This is a genomic window from Paludicola sp. MB14-C6 (assembly GCF_030908625.1).
Classification (GTDB): Bacteria; Bacillota; Clostridia; order Oscillospirales; family Ruminococcaceae; genus Paludihabitans.
In genome coordinates this window covers 255,027-275,853 of record NZ_CP133133.1, presented here as the reverse complement: position 1 = coordinate 275,853, position 20,827 = coordinate 255,027, and the positions used below count along the sequence as shown (strand labels likewise).

Annotated in this window: 20 protein-coding genes; 1 reads left to right on the top strand and 19 read right to left on the bottom strand. The window is 33.7% G+C overall.

Annotated elements, in window-relative coordinates:
• Positions 1 to 37: 37 nt before the first annotated feature.
• The 13 genes from RBG61_RS01180 to ruvC form a co-directional block, all read right to left on the bottom strand.
• Positions 38 to 493, bottom strand: a complete 456-nt coding sequence (locus RBG61_RS01180) for an FMN-binding protein (RefSeq protein ID WP_307944854.1) — start codon at positions 491 to 493, stop codon at positions 38 to 40.
• A 101-nt stretch (positions 494 to 594) separates the two neighbouring features.
• Complete coding sequence (locus RBG61_RS01175) at positions 595 to 2,853, bottom strand: ATP-dependent Clp protease ATP-binding subunit (protein ID WP_307944853.1); 2,259 nt, start codon at positions 2,851 to 2,853, stop codon at positions 595 to 597.
• Between the two features lie 110 nt (positions 2,854 to 2,963).
• The gene (locus RBG61_RS01170; RefSeq protein ID WP_307944851.1) at positions 2,964 to 3,674 is read right to left on the bottom strand and encodes a CvpA family protein; all 711 of its coding nucleotides are present in this window, start codon (positions 3,672 to 3,674) and stop codon (positions 2,964 to 2,966) included.
• Between the two features lie 19 nt (positions 3,675 to 3,693).
• Positions 3,694 to 4,842 (bottom strand): DUF5711 family protein, encoded by a 1,149-nt coding sequence (locus RBG61_RS01165; protein ID WP_307944848.1) that lies wholly within the window; start codon positions 4,840 to 4,842, stop codon positions 3,694 to 3,696.
• A 45-nt stretch (positions 4,843 to 4,887) separates the two neighbouring features.
• A complete protein-coding gene (gene truA, locus RBG61_RS01160; protein ID WP_307944847.1) occupies positions 4,888 to 5,631 on the bottom strand; it encodes a tRNA pseudouridine(38-40) synthase TruA in 744 nt (247 codons plus the stop codon).
• A 31-nt stretch (positions 5,632 to 5,662) separates the two neighbouring features.
• Positions 5,663 to 6,496 carry an energy-coupling factor transporter transmembrane component T family protein gene (locus RBG61_RS01155; protein WP_307944844.1) on the bottom strand — a complete coding sequence of 278 codons (834 nt, stop codon included), beginning with the start codon at positions 6,494 to 6,496 and terminating at the stop codon, positions 5,663 to 5,665.
• On the bottom strand, positions 6,490 to 7,359 hold the full coding sequence (locus tag RBG61_RS01150; protein WP_307944842.1) for an energy-coupling factor transporter ATPase: 870 nt from the start codon (positions 7,357 to 7,359) through the stop codon (positions 6,490 to 6,492). Before RBG61_RS01150 ends, RBG61_RS01155 begins: the two co-directional genes overlap by 7 nt.
• Positions 7,360 to 7,362: 3 nt before the next feature.
• Positions 7,363 to 8,214 carry an energy-coupling factor transporter ATPase gene (locus RBG61_RS01145; RefSeq protein WP_307944840.1) on the bottom strand — a complete coding sequence of 284 codons (852 nt, stop codon included), beginning with the start codon at positions 8,212 to 8,214 and terminating at the stop codon, positions 7,363 to 7,365.
• A 4-nt stretch (positions 8,215 to 8,218) separates the two neighbouring features.
• Positions 8,219 to 9,085: a class I SAM-dependent methyltransferase gene (locus RBG61_RS01140; RefSeq protein WP_307944838.1), complete on the bottom strand. Its 867-nt coding sequence runs from the start codon at positions 9,083 to 9,085 to the stop codon at positions 8,219 to 8,221.
• The gene (glmM, locus tag RBG61_RS01135; protein WP_307944835.1) at positions 9,086 to 10,435 is read right to left on the bottom strand and encodes a phosphoglucosamine mutase; all 1,350 of its coding nucleotides are present in this window, start codon (positions 10,433 to 10,435) and stop codon (positions 9,086 to 9,088) included. It lies immediately after the preceding gene.
• Between the two features lie 41 nt (positions 10,436 to 10,476).
• A complete protein-coding gene (gene ruvB / locus RBG61_RS01130) occupies positions 10,477 to 11,520 on the bottom strand; it encodes a Holliday junction branch migration DNA helicase RuvB (RefSeq protein WP_307944833.1) in 1,044 nt (347 codons plus the stop codon).
• A gap of 39 nt (positions 11,521 to 11,559) precedes the next feature.
• The gene (ruvA, locus tag RBG61_RS01125; protein ID WP_307944832.1) at positions 11,560 to 12,165 is read right to left on the bottom strand and encodes a Holliday junction branch migration protein RuvA; all 606 of its coding nucleotides are present in this window, start codon (positions 12,163 to 12,165) and stop codon (positions 11,560 to 11,562) included.
• A gap of 6 nt (positions 12,166 to 12,171) precedes the next feature.
• Positions 12,172 to 12,690: a crossover junction endodeoxyribonuclease RuvC gene (ruvC, locus tag RBG61_RS01120; protein WP_307944829.1), complete on the bottom strand. Its 519-nt coding sequence runs from the start codon at positions 12,688 to 12,690 to the stop codon at positions 12,172 to 12,174.
• A gap of 184 nt (positions 12,691 to 12,874) precedes the next feature.
• Between ruvC and dinB the strand changes: the two genes are divergently transcribed.
• Positions 12,875 to 14,113, top strand: coding sequence for a DNA polymerase IV (dinB, locus tag RBG61_RS01115; RefSeq protein ID WP_307944827.1), 1,239 nt, complete (start codon positions 12,875 to 12,877; stop codon positions 14,111 to 14,113).
• 32 nt (positions 14,114 to 14,145) lie between these two features.
• Here the strand turns inward: dinB and RBG61_RS01110 are convergent, their stop codons facing one another.
• From RBG61_RS01110 to RBG61_RS01085, 6 genes are all read right to left on the bottom strand, one after another.
• A complete protein-coding gene (locus RBG61_RS01110; protein ID WP_307944824.1) occupies positions 14,146 to 14,367 on the bottom strand; it encodes a DUF3006 domain-containing protein in 222 nt (73 codons plus the stop codon).
• A 22-nt stretch (positions 14,368 to 14,389) separates the two neighbouring features.
• Positions 14,390 to 15,349, bottom strand: a complete 960-nt coding sequence (locus RBG61_RS01105; protein WP_307944821.1) for a ComEC/Rec2 family competence protein — start codon at positions 15,347 to 15,349, stop codon at positions 14,390 to 14,392.
• Positions 15,304 to 17,214, bottom strand: a complete 1,911-nt coding sequence (locus RBG61_RS01100; RefSeq protein WP_307944819.1) for a YgiQ family radical SAM protein — start codon at positions 17,212 to 17,214, stop codon at positions 15,304 to 15,306. Before RBG61_RS01100 ends, RBG61_RS01105 begins: the two co-directional genes overlap by 46 nt.
• Before the next feature lie 74 nt (positions 17,215 to 17,288).
• The gene (locus RBG61_RS01095; protein WP_307944817.1) at positions 17,289 to 19,712 is read right to left on the bottom strand and encodes an FtsK/SpoIIIE family DNA translocase; all 2,424 of its coding nucleotides are present in this window, start codon (positions 19,710 to 19,712) and stop codon (positions 17,289 to 17,291) included.
• 67 nt (positions 19,713 to 19,779) lie between these two features.
• Positions 19,780 to 19,980, bottom strand: coding sequence for a YlzJ-like family protein (locus RBG61_RS01090; RefSeq protein ID WP_307944814.1), 201 nt, complete (start codon positions 19,978 to 19,980; stop codon positions 19,780 to 19,782).
• Positions 19,958 to 20,725, bottom strand: coding sequence for a ClpP family protease (locus RBG61_RS01085; RefSeq protein WP_307944812.1), 768 nt, complete (start codon positions 20,723 to 20,725; stop codon positions 19,958 to 19,960). Before RBG61_RS01085 ends, RBG61_RS01090 begins: the two co-directional genes overlap by 23 nt.
• Positions 20,726 to 20,827: the final 102 nt, after the last annotated feature.

Genomic DNA, 20,827 nt, shown 5'->3' with positions numbered 1-20,827 from the left:
AATGTATAAATGTTTTAACATAAACGTATTCAGTTCATTATTTTTTTTCTTCAACAGCAACAATTACAGTTTTTGTGTTACCTGATTTTAAGTTCTTTGATAACTCAGTTACTAATTTTTTAAAGTTACCAGCAGAAGTAGTAGCACCTGCTACAGCATCTATTTTTGTTACATCTTGCTTTTCTACAAGTTGTTTTTCATATTTAAGATAAAAATCTTCAGGCCATGTTTTAAAACCAGCTTTTGTCATAGCATCTTTATAACCTGGATCCGCAGATTTTTTTTCTCCTTTTTCGTTAACACCATCAAAATCGACGTCAGCGATTTTGCCATCTTTAACAGTTACTTCTACGTATTCTTTCCAACCACGAGTAAATTCTTTGAATTCAGCTCTGTACTTGCCATCTTTCATAGTTTTTGAACCAGATGCGCAACCAACAAACAAAACAATTGTCATTGTGATAGCAAGTGCTATTCCCATAAATTTTTTCATAATAATATCTCCTTATCCAGTATTCTGCCAAAAAATCACTAAGCAATTAGAAATACCGACTATATTATTTACAGTATCATAAGAAGTATACTTTTACAAAGTTACAAACATGTTACTATTATATTGTCTTCAGCAGTTATTGCAATTGCTTCAACTTTTTTATCGTAATTATCAATTAGACATTGAGCGATTCGATCTTCAACTTCTTTTCTAATAACTTTACGAATATCTCTAGCATTGTATTTACCACCATTGGCAAGCTTAGCAACCATTTTTGCAGCATTAATATCGTAACATAAATTGATGTGTTTTTCAAGTAAAGCAGCCTTAAGTTCGTTAAATAATAGACAAGCAATTTCTTCAAGGTTCTCTGGTTTTAATTGGTTAAACACAATTACTTCATCTACTCTGCCTAAAAATTCAGGACGCAAAAATTCAGATAATGCTTTCATTGCTTTTTCTTTTGCTATTTCGTTCGCGCCCTTATTAAAGCCAACAATCCCTGACTTATCACTTGAACCAGCATTAGATGTCATGACGATAACAGTATTTTCAAAATTAACATTTCTGCCATGCGCATCAGTTACATGACCTTCATCTAATATTTGCAGTAACACATTCATTACATCAGGATGCGCTTTTTCAATTTCATCAAACAATATAACAGAATATGGTTTTCTTCTAACTTTTTCAGTAAGTTGACCGGCATCATCATAGCCAACATAACCCGGAGGTGAACCAATAAGTCTTGAAACTGCGTGTTTCTCCATAAATTCAGACATATCTAATCGAATAATTGGATCAACTGAATCAAACAAAGTTTCAGATAATGCTTTTACCAATTCAGTCTTACCTACACCGGTTGGCCCAACAAAGATAAAAGATGCAGGACGTTTTTTTGCTGATAATTGCATACGATTCCGTTTAATTGCAAGTGATACAGAGTCAACTGCTTCATCTTGTCCAATAATGCGTTTCTTTAATTCCTTATCCAAATTCATTATTTTAACGTAATCATTTTGTTCAATTTTTGAAGAAGGAATACCTGTACAAAGCTCTATTACTTTAGCAAGGTCTTCTATTGTAACTTGAATATTATTTATTTTAGGTTCAATTTCTTTAAGCTGTTCCCTAACCTTAATTAGCTCACCTTTTACAGTAGCAATACGTTCGAAATCAGGATTATCATTTTGCTCTTCCAGTTTGGATTCTTCATCTGTTAAGGCTTTCAATTGTTTATTTAGCTTTGCATAATTCGTCAAATCTTTATTCTTTAAAGAAGCGCAAGCACATGCTTCATCTAATAAATCAATTGCTTTATCAGGTAAAAAGCGATCGTTAATATAACGTTCTGACCACAATGCAGAAAGTTTTATAATTTCATCGCTAACCTTTACTTTATGATGAAGCTCGTAGTAATGTTTAATTCCTCTTAAAACAGCTAAGGTATCTTCTATTGAAGGCTCATTAATTGTTACAGGTTGGAAACGACGTTCTAACGCAGAATCTTTTTCTATATTTTTTCGATATTCCGTAAAAGTTGTTGCACCAATCACTTGAATTTCTCCACGAGATAATGCAGGTTTCATTATATTAGCAGCACTCATAGAACCTTCTGAATCTCCAGTTCCAACTAAGGTGTGAACTTCATCAATAAATAAAATAATGTTTCCATCACTTTTAACTTCATCTATTAACCCTTTTACACGACTTTCAAATTGGCCTCTAAATTGAGTACCGGCAACAAGAGCAGTTAAATCTAATAAATAAATTTCCTTATCGAGTAAGCGAAATGGAACTTCACCGGCAACAATACGTTGCGCAATACCCTCTGCTATTGCAGTTTTACCAACACCGGGCTCACCAATTAAACAAGGATTATTTTTTGTTCTACGGCTTAGAATTTGAACTACACGATAAATCTCATTATCTCTACCGATAATATTATCAAGCTTGCCCTCCTTTGCTTTTTCGCAAAGATTTGTGCAATATGAATCTAAAAATTTACGTTTTTTATTTGGTTTATCTGCTTCTTTCGTCTTCTTTTCTTTATTGGAAGATGGCGAATCTTTTTGTTCAGCAGGAGACATTTTATCACCAAATAAACTTTGTAAAAAAGTTGGCATTGTTTCAGCCCCACCTAATTCAAAAGCGTCTCCATCAGTCATTTCCATGAGCTGATTACTCATTTGTTCAACGTCATCATCACTTATCCCCATACTTTCCATCATTGAAGATAGCTGAGGCAAACCTAACTCTTTCGCACAAGACCAACAAAGGCCTTCGTTTACAGTTTCATTTCCTTCTAATTTTTGTATAAAGATAATAGCAGGTCTTTTTTTACATTTACTGCAAATCATTAGTAGTCCCCTTTTTATATAAATTAAGTAAAATTATTTTTAACTTATATCATTATAATACTTTGTAATTAGAATAGATACTATAAAATCATTTTAAGCATTTATTAACTTTATATAAACTTTAAATGATAAAAGATTTTGAAAATATAAGTTGAATCTATAATCTTTGTATTGAAATATGGCAATGTATTACCGGTTAACGAAATCACAAATTTACTTAAAATTGCAATAATAACAACAACAATTATTGCTTGAATAACACCTAGTACACCGCCAAAAAATGAGTTAATTGGCCCGATAACAGGAATAGCATAAAAACCTTGAAATAGTTTTGCAATTCTCTTTACGATAAATATGCATATTAAAAATAGTAATATACTTAAAATTGCATTGAGTAACAATAAAACAATTGGTTCCACTACTTGATCCGATATGATAATGCTAATATTATTAGTAGCGTTAGAAGTAGCGTTGCCTAAATTACTAATAATCGCATCTTTGCCGCCAAAATAAGCATAAATAGAGTTGGTTAAAAAAACAGGTAACTTCGCTAGAAATATAGGTATTGCTGCTGCAATATCTATATTTTCTATATTCCCCGATAATGCTTTATTTACACTTGTAATAATTTGCTGACGAATAAAAGTATCATATAAAAAATTCCCAATTATTTTACTAAGATAAATTGCAACAAAAATTGAAACAAAATATCCAACTGTTAGAATAGCTGATCTTAAAAAACCTTTTCGATATGCAGACATTACAATAAACAAAACTACCGCTATGATAATAATATCCATAATGATTGAAGCTAGGCTCATTGAGATACCTCCTAATAATTTAGTTGATTTTCAATTTTTGTATACCATCAGTGCTTATTAAAAATAAGTTTTCTCCGTTAAAGCAAATTTTATTTGAACTAGCTGTTATTGGGTAGCTGTTGAGCAAAAGCAAAGACATATTAAAATTAAAAGCTGTTTTTTTACCTAAAACTAATACTCTGCTTCCATCACAATATATATCAATCGCTTCGTCTTGAATTTCTTGAGAATTTTTTAGTTTTCCGTTAGAATCAATAACAGAAACAACGGAACGACCGTTTAAAATATTATTATACACTACTACAGTTTCTTTTGATGAGCTATTTGCAAAGCTTTGTAAATCACCCTTATACTCAAAAGTCGTAATTTGATTGCTCTTTGTATTAAAAGTAACTACACTTTCTTTACCTATAATAGTAATGTCATTATTTTCACTATAACTAATATCTAATGGTAAAACATTTTTTATATTATATTCAGTTGCTTTTTCCTCTGAGTTGATATTAAGCTCGTATAGTTTAACTGAAATATTACCATCTATAGAGGATAGTGAGCTTGCCAACACATGACGATTATCGCCTGAAAAGCAAGCTGTATTTAATAACTCAGTTGCAGAATACTGATATATCTTCTTTAAGCTTGAGTCATAAACAATTAACTGAGAGGCATATCGTGTGTCGTTAGTTATAATAGCAACGTTTCCGTTAGAAGCTATTTGTCCATAAATAATTTTATTTTCTAATTTAACTTCTCCAACTTCGCTATTCACTCCGTCTACACGAAATCCTGTTCCACCTCTATCATAAGTCAGTATCTTTTTATTACCTTCTTTAATAACAGGGTTTGTATATCCATGAGAAATGGAGCTTAACTTTTTACCACTTTGGTTATATGTAATGATACTTGATTTTGTTAATACGCATAAGTTGCTTCCCAATGAATACAAATCCAACGTTTGTTCATTTGCAATTTTTATAGGAAATGTATCAACTGTACTGGTAGGATCTTTTGAAATAATTTCATTTAATCCTTTTCCTTTAAATAATTGCAGTACGTTTAACAATGTAATCAGTATTCCGAAAATAACAATAACTAAAATTATTTTCTTTACAATACTATTTCTCTTTTTTTTGGTTCGATATTCTTCTATATTCTTATACTGAGCCAAAGAAACACTTCCTAACCTATTATTATATATTATATTTTATTGAAATTATGTGTCAAAAAAGACTTGATTTAAATACAGACCTTGAGGAGGAGCAGTTTTACCTGCTTTTGTTCGATCTTTCGCTTCAATAATATGAATTAAATCCTCAGGTTTTATCTTACCATCATTCACATAGAGTAATGTACCAACAATAATTCGAACCATATTATATAAAAAAGCATCTGCTTTGACTTTAATATTTATAAAATCATTCTCTCGATATACTTCAATAAACTCAATTGTTTTAATCATAGAAGTTCCTTGCTTAAAACCCATGCTACAAAAAGAAGTAAAATCATGAGTTCCAACAAAAACCTGTGCAGCTTTATTTAGAGCATCAACATCAATGTATTTCTTATGATGTAATGCTAAATCAATAAGATATGGATTCCTAACAGGATTATTGTAAATTTTATAAATGTATTCTTTTCCAATACAATTATATCGAGCATGAAAGTCCATATCAACTTCTCTACAACTCAGAATAACAATATCATCGGGTAGCGCATTATTTATAACTGTTATGAACTTCTCACAAGGAATATTAGATTCCGTTTTCATGTTAAAATAATAACTGTTTGCGTGGACCTTTGAATCGGTACGAGAGCAACCAACAATATTTTCCCGCTTTTTTAATATTTTTTCTATTGTGTCTTGTATGACTTCTGTAATGGTAATGGCATTCGCTTGCACCTGATAGCCATGATAATTTGCTCCATTATAGCTTATTTCTATAAGCAAATTTCTCATAGATTAACTCCTATCTAATTGTGATTTCAATTTAAAGAAGGACTGGAACATAAAAGTTTAACAAGATAATTACAGTAAAGATAGCAATCACGAATAGTGAGCACCATAAATCTATAAGTCCATAATGTAACTGTTTCATTCTTGTACGACCTTCTCCGCCCCGATAACAACGACACTCCATAGCTAACGCAAGCTCTTCAGCACGGCGAAATGCAGAAACAAATAACGGTATTAATATTGGGATTAAGGCTTTTGATCGTTTCATAACTCCACCCGTTTCTAAATCTGCTCCTCTTGCTTTTTGCGCAGACATAATTTTATCCGTTTCTTCAATTAAAGTTGGGATAAATCGCAGCGCAATCGTCATCATCATAGCCATTTCATGAACGGGAAACTTAATATATTTCAGCGGCTTTAACAATCTTTCGATAGCATCAGTTAATGCTATTGGCGAAGTAGTATATGTTAATAATGATGCACCGATAATCAACAAAATAATGCGGATAGACATAATTACTGCTAGCTGAATACCTTCCATAGAGATGTTGATAATCCACCAGCTAAATATTGATTTACCACCAATAAAAAAGATATTTAATAAGGATGTAAACAACACCAAAGGAATGATCGGTTTAATGCTTCTTGTAATTACTTTAAACGGAATTTTAGATATTTGTATCACTAATACTAAAAACAAAGTTGCAATAAAAAATGAAATCATAATTAACGAAAATGCAATGGAAGTTTTAATTAAAAATAGCAAAACTATATATGCAATTGTAAGAATAATTTTAATTCTTGGATCTAATCGATGGACAATTGATTTTCCCGGGAAATATTGACCAATACTAATATCTTTTAGCAAGTTCTTTTCCCCCTTTGCTCAAGAAGTTTCAGAATTTGCTTTTTGGCTTCTTCTATACTGTATATATTAGGGTTTACATCATATCCCCTTTTGTATAACTCAAAGAATACTTTAGTTATTTGCGGGATAGATAAACCAATTTTTTCAATTTCGTGCGCTTTAGAAAAAACTGCTTCTACATCGCCATAAGTATACACCTTAGACTTATTCATTACAAGAACTTTAGAGGAAAATTTTGCAATATCCTCCATGCTGTGTGACACTAATAAAACTGTACTTTTTTCTTGATCATGATATTGACGAATCATATCTAAAATAGTATCACTGCCTTTTGGATCCAAACCGGCAGTTGGCTCATCTAAAATAAGAACTTTTGGATTCATTGCAATAACTCCAGCAATTGCAACCCTTCTTTTTTGTCCACCAGATAGTTCAAAGGGGCTTTTCTTTAGAATATCTTGTGACAAACCAACACATGCACTCGCTTTTAATACAGCATATTCAATTTCATCTTTGCTTAAACCAAGATTAGAAGGACCAAATGCAATATCTTTATAAACCGTTTCCTCAAATAATTGGTATTCAGGGTATTGAAAAACAAGCCCTACTTTAAATCTCGTTTTATGCAGGGTCTCTTTGCTCTCCCATATATCAACACCATCAATAAGTACTTTACCTGAAGTAGGCTTAAGCAATCCATTAAGATGCTGAATTAAAGTTGATTTTCCAGAGCCAGTATGCCCGATAACTCCTACTAATTCGCCTTCTTCAATATCGATGTTTATATTATCAATTGCAGCTTTTTCAAAGGGTGTTCCTGCGCTGTAAAGATGTGTTAAATTTTCCGTTTTAATGATCGACAAATTCTAGTCCCCCAATATTTCTACTAACTGATTCACACAATCATCTACGTGCAAAGTACTATCTGACAGATTTACACCATACTTTTTTAACTCATATGCTAACTCTGTAACTTGAGGAACATCAAGCCCAACCTCTTTTAACAAACTTACATGAGAAAAAACAAATTCAGGCGTATCGTCTAATAATACTTTTCCATTATCGATTACAATAATACGATGGGCTTGTACCGCTTCATCCATAAAATGTGTAATGAAAACAACGGTTGTTTTATATTTTTCATTTAGTTCTTTAATTGTTTTTAAAACTTCACGCCTACCTCTTGGATCTAGCATAGCCGTCGGTTCGTCCAAAACAATACATTTTGGACGCATTGCAATAATACCGGCAATCGCAACTCTTTGTTTTTGCCCACCGGAAAGCTGATGAGGAGCATGTTCTCGGAATTCATACATATCCACTTGTTTTAATGCATTATCTACTCTTGTTCGAATTTCATTGGGCTCAACACCTAGATTTTCTAAAGCAAATGCTACATCTTCTTCTACTACAGTTGCAACAATTTGGTTATCCGGATTTTGAAACACCATTCCAACTTGTTGTCGGATATCAAATATCAATTCATCATTTACGGTGTTAATCCCATCTACATAGATAACTCCACTGGTAGGTTGTAAAATAGCATTGATATGCTTAGCAAAAGTAGATTTTCCTGAACCATTATGTCCTAATACAGCAACAAATTCGCCCGAATTAACTGATATATTAATATCATGCAAAACAGGTACAGGTTGTCCACCTTCTTCTTGACTTGCATATTCAAAAAATAAATGCTCTGATTTAATTAACTCGCTCATTATCTCATTCCTTTTCCCAAATAGCAGTTGAGCCACATGGGAGATTGTATCCAGTCTCTGAAACCTTTAAACCTATTTCGTCACAACTAATTTTGCCTTTATATTTATTTCCAACTGTTACACCAAGTAAGTACTCCATTACGGATGGAGATAGACCTGTAGTATAAGAGTTTAATACAAAGAAAAGTGGATCATCGGAAAGCACTTTGGAACATAATTCTACCATATTATAAATATGCTCTTCTAATTGCCAAACTTCGCCTCCCGGTCCTCTTCCATAAGAAGGTGGATCCATAATAACAGCATCGTACCGATTTCCACGTTTAATTTCTCGTGCTACAAACTTCTCACAATCATCAACGATCCACCGAATTGGCTTATCGCTTAAATTGGATAGCTGTGCGTTCTCTTTAGCCCAAGCTACCATTCCTTTTGAAGCATCTACATGACAAACTGAAGCTCCCGCAGCAGCACAAGCAATTGTAGCTCCACCCGTATATGCGAATAAATTCAATACTTTAATTTCACGATTCGCTTTCGTTATTTTATCTTGAAAGTAATCCCAATTTACTGCTTGTTCAGGAAAAAGTCCAGTATGTTTAAATCCAGTTGGTTTTATACGAAAAGAAAGATTTTTATAACGAATAACCCAGCTATCTTTAACTTTCTTATAAAATTCCCATTCACCGCCGCCTTTATTTGAGCGATGATAGCGAGCAGAGGATTGATTCCAAAGCGGATTTTTTGTATCTGTATTCCAGATTATTTGTGGGTCGGGGCGAATTAGAATTGTTTCGCCCCAACGCTCTAACTTTTCACCGTTACTTGTATCAATTATCTCATAATCATTAAAACCAGATACAACTCTCATTTATGCTAATCTCTCCTTAATAACGTTACAAATTCTTTCACAATACTCGTTTATTACTTTAAATTCGTTGCCTTCTATCATAACACGAATAACCGGTTCTGTTCCGGAAGCACGAACAAGTACACGTCCCTCTTCGCCAAGTTCTCTTTCTACTTGAGCAATTACTTCAACTACGATATCATCTTTCATGAACATCGCTTTATCTTCAGGAGTAGCCGGAATATTTTTAGAAACTTGTGGTGATTTTTTCATTGTGCTAGCTAAATCAGACATTTTTCTTCCTGATTTTTTGTAAATGCTTAATAATTGAACAGCTGACAATTGGCCATCACCGGTTTGTGCAAAATCTTTAAAAATAATGTGACCTGAATCCTCACCACCAAGGTTGTATCCGGAACGAAGCATTTCTTCTAAAACGTAGCGATCGCCTACTGAAGTAGCAACTATATCAATCTCGTTTTCTTTTCCAAATTGGCGCATACCAAAGTTTGACATAACAGTTACAACAGCAGTATTTTTGTTTAATTTATCTTGTTGTTTTAGATATTTTGCAAAAATAGCGATTAACTGGTCACCATCAACACGATTACCATTTTCATCAACTGCTAAACATCTGTCAGCATCGCCATCGAAAGCAACACCGATTTCACAACCATGTACTTTCATATAATAAATTAATGCTTCTAAGTTAGTGGAACCACATTTTTCGTTAATATTCATTCCATTTGGATTTGCATGAATAATATGAGCAGTTGCACCAAGTTCACGGAATAATTGATCTGCAGTTGCGCTTGCACTACCATTAGCACAGTCAACAGCTACGTTAATTCCACTTAAATCAATATCAATACTACGTTTGATTAACTCAATATAATCAGACACAGCAGAATTTCTTCTGTATACACGTCCAAGTTCAATTCCTTGTTTTAAATTTATCTTCTCAGGTGTGTCTAAAATTAAAGCTTCAATTTCTTCTTCCAAATCATCAGATAGTTTATATCCGGTTTTGCTGAATAATTTAATACCATTATACTCAACTGGATTATGTGAAGCAGAAATCATAATACCTGCATCTGCACCGTATTTAGGTACTAAATATGCAACTGCTGGTGTAGGTATAACGCCTAACAATTCAACATCTGCTCCAACAGAACAAATACCGGCAGTTAATGCTGCTTCTAACATTTCTGAAGAAATACGAGTATCTCTTGCGATAATAATTTTTGGTTTTAAGCTTGTATGCTTTGTTAATACAACTGCTGCTGCACGACCAATTTGCATTGCAAGCTCACATGTTAGTTCTGTATTGGCAATTCCTCTTGCTCCATCTGTTCCAAATAATCTACCCATTAATATCATCCTTTTCTAAATTTCTAATATTTGTTAATTGCTTATTTAAATGAAAGCTGTGTTTCATCTTTTGTAATTCCTAAATGTTCATATGCTTTTATGGTTGCACATCTTCCTCTTGGAGTTCTGCTTAAAAAACCTAACTGCATTAAATATGGTTCATAAACATCTTCTAAGGTTACTGATTCTTCACCTAATGCCGCAGCCAAGGTTTCTAATCCAACCGGGCCACCATTATAATGATTAATAATCATAGATAACATACGTCTATCAATCGTATCTAAGCCTAATTCATCAATTTCAAGTTTGTTTAACGCAATATTCACCATTTCTTTTGAAATTGTTCCATCGCCTAAGACTTGTGCAAAATCTCGAACACGTTTTAATAATCTATTTGCAATACGAGGCGTGCCTCTTGAACGCTTTGCTAATTCCAACGCACCATCTTTTACACATGGAATATCTAGAATGTTTGCGCTTCGCAAAATAATCTCTGCGAGTTGTTCATCCGTATATAATTCTAATCGCAGCATTACACCAAAACGGTCACGTAAAGGTGATGTAAGTTGTCCTGCTCGAGTAGTTGCCCCAATTAAAGTAAACTTCGGTAAATCAATTCGTATTGAACGTGCTGACGGACCTTTTCCTATAATAATATCAAGTGCATAATCTTCCATAGCAGGATACAGCACTTCTTCGACTGCACGTGACAAACGATGAATTTCGTCAATGAACAAAACATCATTGGGACTTAAATTGGTTAACAAAGCTGCTAAATCACCCGGCTTTTCAATTGCTGGGCCAGAAGTTATTCGCAAATTTACATTCATTTCATTTGCGATAATTCCTGATAGTGTTGTTTTACCCAAGCCCGGTGGTCCATATAATAAAACATGGTCCAACGCTTCATTCCGAGTTTTTGCAGCCTCAATATAAATAGACAAGTTTTCTTTTGCTTTATCTTGCCCAATATATTCATTTAAGGTCTTTGGTCGTAAAGAAAATTCAACATCAACATCTTCTGAAGCAAAATCAGGAGTTATTAAGCGGCTTTCTAGATCTAAATCGTTATTTTGGTCAAACATTGTGATATCTTACCTTTCTTTTGTTTGAGCTCGTTGCTTTTATAATTTACCAGCCAATGCTTTTAATCCATTTTTAATCATGTCTTCTACAGACATACTGCTGTCTAATTTCGTTATAACTTGCGTTGCATCTGATTGCGCATAGCCTAAAACCACTAATGCACTGATTGCTTCAGAAGCATTACCCGTTTTATTGGTTACATCTAATACTGTTTCTCCAACAACCCCGCTCGCAATTTGCTCTTTTGCAACTTTATCTTTTAGTTCCAATACAATACGCTGTGCAGTTTTAAGACCAATGCCTTGTGCTTTTGTTAAAGACTTTGCATCTCCGGTTGCAACGCATAATGCGAATCTCTCTGGAGTTAAATCTGATAAAATTGAAATTGCAGCTTTAGGTCCAACACCTGATATCGAAATTAACATTTTGAACGTATTTAGTTCGCTTAAGTCATAAAATCCAAATAATTCTAATGCATCTTCACGAACATGAAGATAGGTAAATACAGTTGCTTTTTCACCCATTTGCGGTAATTTTGCAACAGTAGTCATTGAAGTTCTGATAGAATATCCAATTCCATTACATTCTATTACAATATAGCTTGGTTCTATGTGTATTAGTTTTCCCGAAACACTATAAATCATTTATTTTCACCACTTATTTCCTAATAATCGTTCATTCAGTTGCTTATTTAATTGAGATGGTGCAACATGAGCATGACAAATTGCAATTGCTAATGCATCTGCTGTATCATCTGGCTTTGGAACTTTAGTTAATTTTAAAAGCCTTTTTGTCATATCCATTACTTGTGCTTTTTCTGCTTTACCATATCCTACAACCGCTTGTTTTACTTGTAACGGTGTATATTCATAGCAGGGAATATTATTTTGTTCGCAAGCTAGAAGTATAATTCCTCTTGCTTGTGCTACATCAATTCCGGTTTTTTGGTTATTTGTAAAAAACAATTTTTCAATTGATACTGCATCAGGTTTATGTAATTTTAATAGCTCTGAAAACTCGTTATAAATATGGAGTAAGCGTTTATTAAACGGGGTATTAGCTTCCGTTATAATTGCTCCATAATCTAATGTAGTAAAACTCATATTATTATAACTGATAACTCCAAACCCAACTATTGCATAGCCGGGATCTATTCCGATAATTTTCATGTCACTCTCCATATAGGTAAATATCTAAATAAGTATAGCATATTTATTCATTTTACGCAATAAAACAAGGTGCAAAAGTTAGTTGTTGCTTTTCATTTTCATACTTTTACGCATTTGTATACTTTACACTCAATTTTTACTATGATAAAATATATGTAATATATTTGAAAGGAAGCAACTAATTATGGACAACATCATTTTACATTGCGATTTAAATAATTTTTTCGCTTCCGTCGAGCTTTTAAATCATCCTGAATTCAAAACATATCCAGTTGCAGTTTGTGGAAATTCAGAAGAACGTCATGGAATTATACTTGCCAAAAATGAAGTTGCGAAAAAATTTGGTGTGAAAACTGCGGAAGTAATTTGGCAAGCGAAACAAAAATGTCCTGATTTAATTTTACTTTCACCAAATATGGATAAATATATTTCATATTCAAAACAAGTACGCAGGATATATGAAAACTATACAGACTTAATCGAGCCTTTCGGAATTGACGAATGTTGGCTGGATGTTACAGGAAGTACCCTTTTATTCGGTAATGGATTTGAGATTGCAACTAAAATTAAAGAACACGTTAAGTCTGAAACAGGTCTTACTATTTCAGTTGGAGTCAGTTTTAACAAAATATTTGCAAAACTAGGTAGTGATATGAAAAAGCCCGATGCCATCACTGAAATTTCAAAATCCAATTACCAAAGCTTAGTTTGGCCACTACCTGTTTCTGAACTATTGGGTGTTGGAAAAGCCACATGTTCGCTTTTTCATAAATACGGAATCAACACGATTGGCGATTTAGCAAAATCTGAATTAACGTTTATTCAAAGTGCATTAGGAAAAAACGGTGAAGCGTTATGGTATTATGCAAACGGCATTTGCAACTCAAAAGTAGAGCATAAAGACGCTACTTCTATTCCAAAGTCAATCGGAAATTCCATTACTTGTTCAGAAGACTTATCAAACTGTGAAGAGGTTTGGAAAGTAATGTATTGTCTTACCGAAAATGTTGCAAAGAGATTAAGAAAAAATCATTTATTAGCAGGTAGTGTACAAATATCCGTTAAAGACACAAATTTGTTTACAAGAGAATTCCAAGCACCACTTCCGTTTTCTACTCGTCATCCAAAGGATATATCAGAATTAGGTATTCACTTATTTCAAAAAAATTATCATTGGACAGAAAAAGTACGAGCAATTGGAATTCGTGCAATACATTTAGTACCTGATGACGAATACATGCAATATAGCTTTTCTTATGACTATAACAAAATATCCGAATTGGAAGCCCTTGAAGAGAAAGTATGCTTTTTACGGGATAAGTACGGCAATTCTGCTATTCAAAGGGCTAGCCTTTTAGGGGCACAAAAAGAGCCAAAAGAACAAAAATATGATGAATCATCATTACCCAATAAGATAAAATAGCCGCAACTACCAATAGTAGCTACGGCTATTTTTCAATCTTCAAACAAAGAGTTTTGTAAAAGTATATTCTTATTTCGTGCTTCTTTTGTTTTTATTGAATCAAAAGAATACTTACCATTTTCAAACAGTATCCAATCCCCTTCTTTCAGAGTTGCGTATAACTCAAATAAAGGAATTGTTACAAAAGTTCTATCTTCTTTCTCACAAATAGCATTATTATCTTCAATTCTATCAACTACTAAATATTCTTTCATATTTATAGCCCCCAACTTTTTATTATGAATGAGTGGTTTCTATCTTAAATTCACCATTTACGATATGAAATACAACAGAACCACTATAATCAGTTCGATAAAGATGTTTATTGTTACTTTTTATAAGATCTAGTGTAGTTTTATTTGGATGATTATATTTATTTCCATCGCCTACGCTAATAATACAGTAATCAGGATTAACTTTTTCAAAAAACTTCTTATTAGTGGAGCTACTACTTCCATGATGTGCAACTTTTAAAACATTTGATTGAATATTTTTTCCCGTATTTAGTAAAGCAGTTTCTGAATTCATTTCCATATCACCGGTAAACAAGAAGCTTTCATCATTATCGTATTTGAATTGCGCCACCAAAGAGGTTTCGTTTAATTCCTCAAACTCGTCTACCGGACCTAAAATCTTCAATTCACCCTTACCAAAGTGAAATGTCATTTCTGGCTTAGAAGGCGTTATTTTTAGTCCTTTATTTGCTATAGCCGAAAGAACATCGGTATATGTTCTTGTTGTAGGAACAAGCTTACTTGGTAGTTTAGGCATCACAATTTGCCCAATTTCGAATTCGTTAATGATAGTATCCATTCCACCAATATGATCAGAATGAGGATGGGTGGCAACTAATAAATCAATCTTTTTCACTTTTTGTTTTCTTAAATAATCAGCGACTATTCTACCCTTATCATTTTCACCAGCATCAATCAAAATGGTTTGCTTATCGGAAACAATTAATGCAGAGTCTCCTTGACCTACATCAATAAAATGAACAGAACAATCACTATTTATATTTGTGGGCTTTTTGCCCATGAAAAACTCTTTTACTTCTGAGATAGTAGGAATATACTCAAACTTCATTTTTTCACTTAAAGATACTAAAATAAAAGCAGATAGTAGGACTGCAGCAATTAAACAAAATGCTACATTTACCTTTTTGTTCTTTTTGTACCTTTTTTTGCGTCTCTTTGCCATTGTCTTGCTCCTTTTGTCGATTTACCTTGTGGGGATTTCGCATTTATTTCTTGTGGATTTACTTTAGGATTGGATATCGGTTTTACTAAACAATTTGCACTATTGCCAATTAAATCTCTGCGTTTAGCAATCGTTAGTGCTTTCGTTATGATGTCACGGTTTTCCGCTTTATAATATTGTAACAGTGCTCGTTGCATTGCCTTTTCTTCTTTTGTTTTAGCAATATATACTTTTTCATTTGTATATGGGTTAATACCGGTATAATACATACAAGTAGAAATTGTACCCGGAGTTGGATAAAAATCTTGGACTTGTTCCGGACGTATTCCTTCGGTTTTTAAGAATAACGCTAATTCAATTGCATCGTTTAATGTACTTCCCGGATGTGATGACATTAGATATGGTACAAGGTATTGTTCTTTTCCCATTGATTTTGTCTTCTGAAAATATTTCCTAGAAAATTCACGATAAGCTTCAATATGGGGTTTACCCATCATGTCTAACGTATTATTACTGCAATGTTCAGGCGCAACTTTCAATTGCCCACTAACATGATGCTCAACCAGTTCATTAAAGAAAGCATCACTTTTGTCTGCTAACATATAATCATATCGAATACCAGAACGAATAAATACTTTTTTTATGCCGTCGATTTTACGAAGCTTACGCAAAATATCAAGGTATTCAGAATGATCTGTTTCAAGCAATTTACATGGAGTCGGTGCTAAACATTTTTTACCGTTTTTACATAAGCCATGTTCTAATTGCTTTTTACAAGATGGATGACGGAAGTTTGCCGTTGGTCCTCCAACATCATGAATATAACCTTTAAAGCGTTTATTCTTGGTAAAATCAGTTGCTTCTTTCAAAATAGATTCTTCACTTCTACACGTAATTCTTCGTCCTTGATGAAACGCAATGGAACAGAAGTTGCAAGCTCCAAAGCATCCTCTATTATGAGTGATTGAAAACTCAACTTCTTCTATTGCTGGAACACCGCCTTCGCTTTCATAACATGGATGATACATCCTCATGTATGGAAGTGCATAGACTTTGTCTAATTCTTCTTGTGTTAATGCAGGCATTGGTGGATTTTGAACAAGCATTTGATTTCCATGACGTTGGATAATTGTTTTTCCTACAACTTCATCTTGCTCGTTCATCTGCTTTAGGGTTGCTTTGGCATAATTCAGTTTATCTCTTGAAACAATATCAAAATTGGCACATTCTACAGCTCCCCAAGGCGTATTAGCCGGAGAAGTAAGATAGCAAGTTCCTTTAATGTCTGTCAAGGTGTTTGCCTTTTCACCGTTTTTTAGTCTGTGAATTAGTTCAACCGTCTGTTTTTCACCCATACCATATACTAAAATATCAGCTTTGCTATCTACTAGTATGGATGGTCTCACAGCATCATCCCAATAGTCGTAATGCGCAAAACGCCTTAAAGATGCTTCTAAGCCCCCTATGATAATTGGTAGATCGGGATAAGCTTGTTTAATAAACTTAGAATAAACAATTACTGCTCTATCCGGACGCTTTCCCATTTTCTTTCCTGCAGTATAAGCGTCTTCCGTTCTTTTTCTTTTAGCAACAGTATAATGCGCTACCATTGAATCTATATTACCTGAGTTTACAAAGAAAGCGTATTTTGGTTTGCCTAATTTCATAAAGTCTTTTGTAGAGTGAAAATCGGGCTGAGAAATAATGCCTACTGTAAAACCTTCTGCTTCAATTACTCGAGATATAATTGCAGTTCCAAAGGAAGGATGGTCTACATAAGCATCGCCCGTTACAATAATAAAATCTAGTTGTTCTATTCCCTGATCTCTCATATCATCTTTGCTAATTGGTAAAAATTTCGCCATTGTAATACTCCATTTCTAGTTAAATAAACAAAGTTACTCTTGTCAATTCTGAATTCTGACAAGAGTACTTTTGATTAGTCTTCATTATTCATTTTCATTTCAATCCATTGCTGTTTTGATACAAGTACTTGCCTTGGCTTACTACCTTCAAAAGGTCCAATAATACCTTTCTCTTCCATCTCATCTATAATACGAGCTGCACGAGCATATCCAACTTTTAATTTTCGCTGTAAGTAAGAGGTAGAGGCTTGACCGGCTTCTATAACACATTCAATCGCATTTGGCAACAATTCATCGGTATCATCAAATCCTCCGCCGTCGGTTGGGGCACCTTTTTCAGGAACTGCTTGTTTTTCAATTTCTTCAATTATTTTATCGTCATACTCAGCAGTATCTTTGTTTTTCACAAAGCTTACAACTTGTTCCACTTCTTTATCGCTTACAAAACAGCCTTGCACACGCAATGGCTTTGGCATTCCTACCGGATAGAAGAGCATATCGCCTCTGCCTAATAGCTTTTCAGCTCCGCCTGAATCTAAAATTGTCCTGGAATCGACTTGAGAAGAAACGGCAAATGCAATCCTGGAAGGAATATTTGCTTTAATTACACCAGTGATTACATCAACAGATGGTCGTTGTGTTGCAATTACTAAATGCATACCTGCCGCACGAGCCATTTGAGCTAATCTACAAATAGAATCTTCCACTTCATTTGGAGCTGCCATCATTAAATCGGCAAGCTCATCAATAATGATGACAATTTGAGGTAGCGGATCAATTGTGTCATTTGATTTAGCAAGTTCATTATATCCAACTAAATCGCGAACGTTATTTTCAGCGAATAATTTATAACGGTTTAACATTTCAGTTACAGCCCAACCTAGTGCACCTGCAGCTTTACGAGGATCTGTAACAACAGGAACCAATAGATGTGGTATACCATTATATACTCCTAATTCAACTACCTTAGGGTCAATCATCAAAAATCGAACTTCACTAGGTGAAGATTTATATAATAAGCTTATAATAATTGAATTGATACAAACTGATTTACCGGAACCGGTTGCTCCAGCAATCAGCATATGAGGCATTTTTGCTATATCAGCAACCACACTATTTCCTGCAATATCCCTGCCAAGCGCCATACTTAAATTGCTTTTTGCCTTATCAAATTCATTGGATTCAATAATTTCACGCATAGTAACAATGTCAACCTTTTTATTTGGCACTTCAATACCGACAGCCGCCTTATTGGGAATTGGTGCTTCAATTCGGACTCCGGCTGCTGCTAAATTTAAAGCAATATCATCTGCTAAACCAGTAATTTTGCTTATTTTAACTCCGGCAGATGGTTGTAACTCATAACGAGTAACCGTTGGGCCTCTGCTAATGTCAATTACCCTTGTTTGAACGCCAAAACTTTTCAACGTATCCACTAACAAAGCGGCATTTGACTTTAATTCTTCGCTAACATCACGATTACTAGTAACTTTTGGAGCTTTCAACAAACTAATTGGAGGACAAACATATTGACTAACATTATTATTATTATCTGTATATAGCTTTGTTTGATCATTTTTATCAAGAATTGGTTCTATCTCAGGTTGTTGTTCTTTTGGTAGCTCTGAGTTCACTTGTGGGCTAATTGCATTTTCAGGCTCAGTAACTGCTCGTTTAATTAATTCTTCTAATTGCTCACCTGAAGCTTTTATTTTCTTTTCTGCTTTTTCTTTTTGTCGCTGTGCTTTATCCAAGTTAATTAAATCTTCTGGCGTAGGTTTTGGTGAAGAAACTGGATGTTGTGGTAAAACAGCTTCAGGCCCTAAATCTACGTTAATATTGAATTTATTTTGCTTTTTCAATTCATTTGCTTCACGCTTTTGTATATAGGTTTCTTCCATCTTTTTTACTGGTTTATATACACCATGAAATAGCCCAATGAGAGTTGAGCCGGTTAATAGCATAACAAAAGCAAACAGTAGTAAAGATATAATGATAATTGCGCCCAATTTATCGCAAGCAGCGAATAAAGGCCATCCAAAAATTGCACTGAATACTCCGCCACCTTTATAGTGTGTTGCATTTTCATACAAGCTCTTGATTACACCAATAAAGTTTTTACCTGCAAAAGGTTGAACCCTTGAAAGTTCAACCAAGCTACAAACTAATCCGACTAATACACCGGTTTGCCAAACTTTATGTTTTAAATCTCCAATAGGTTTATCTAAAGTTGTCATTATTGCAATATAAATAAATGAAATTGGAAGAATAAAAGCAGGAACACCAAATAAACCATAGATAACTTGTCTCATAAAAAGCCATAGGCTTTTCCCTTCTATGATTAATATCGATCCTAATAATATTCCAACGGTAAACAATATAATCGCAGAGATTTGACGTTTATTACGTTGGTTTTGTTCGTAGGCAGTTTTATAGCTATGACCTTGCTTTTTTGAACCACCTGTTTTTTTCGTTTTCGTCGTTTTTTTTGTTGCCATCTTATAACGTCCATCCTCTTAACTTATGTCTTAATAATAGGAGCTTTATGTAACCTGCTAATGCAGGCTATTTTAAATAGTTTCCTAAGGTATAATCCTTATTGAGATAGTCACTTGGATTAGTCGAAATAATTCGGTTAATCTTAATACCGTTCATATCTTGAGTACCTTCAATAATTGCGCCATTTACACATTTTTTATAACAAAAGTTATTTGCTGAAGGACTATTCATAACATCCATTGGATCAATTATCGTGTGAAGTATCATTTGTATCCTCCTTTGGTAACTTAGCTTCATCAATCAATGAATTTAAACATTCAATTGCATCTGAAAGATTTCCTAATTCGTCAATTAGTCCTTCTTTTACAGCTTCCTTACCATTCAATACAGTTCCAACATCCATTACGAGTTCCCCTGTATTCATCATTAGTTTACGAAACCTTTTTGCGGTAATACGAGAATTCATAATCACAAAGTTTACAATTCTTTCTTGCATTTTTTCAAAATACGATAATGTTTGAGGGATTCCTAATACAAGTCCATTCATTCTTACCGGATGAATAGTCATTGTAGCAGAAGGAACAATAAATGACTTCTTTGCACTAACAGCTAATGGTACTCCAATTGAATGACCACCACCTAAAACAATAGAAACAGTTGGTTTCTTCATTCCAGAAATCAATTCAGCTATTGCTAGTCCTGCTTCTACATCTCCGCCAACAGTGTTAATCATAATAAGCAAACCTTCTATTTCATTATCTTGCTCAATCGCAACAAGTTGCGGCATAACATGCTCATATTTCGTTGTTTTATTTTGTGAAGGCAGAATATAATGTCCTTCGACTTGTCCTATAATTGTCAAACAATGTATAATGTGTTTTCCTTTAGTCGTTACAGAGCCAGATTGAATAATACCATTCGCTTCTTGTTCATTTGTTGCTTCCTCTTGCTCATTTTGATCGATATCAGAAGTTTCTTCTTCATTAGGATTATTTAATTCATTTTGTTTCATTTGTTTTCCTCCGATATAAAATATTGATTTTAGTGTACACGAAAAACAATATCTTATACTATAAGAGAGTCAAACAGAAAATAGTAGTAAACACATTTGTGT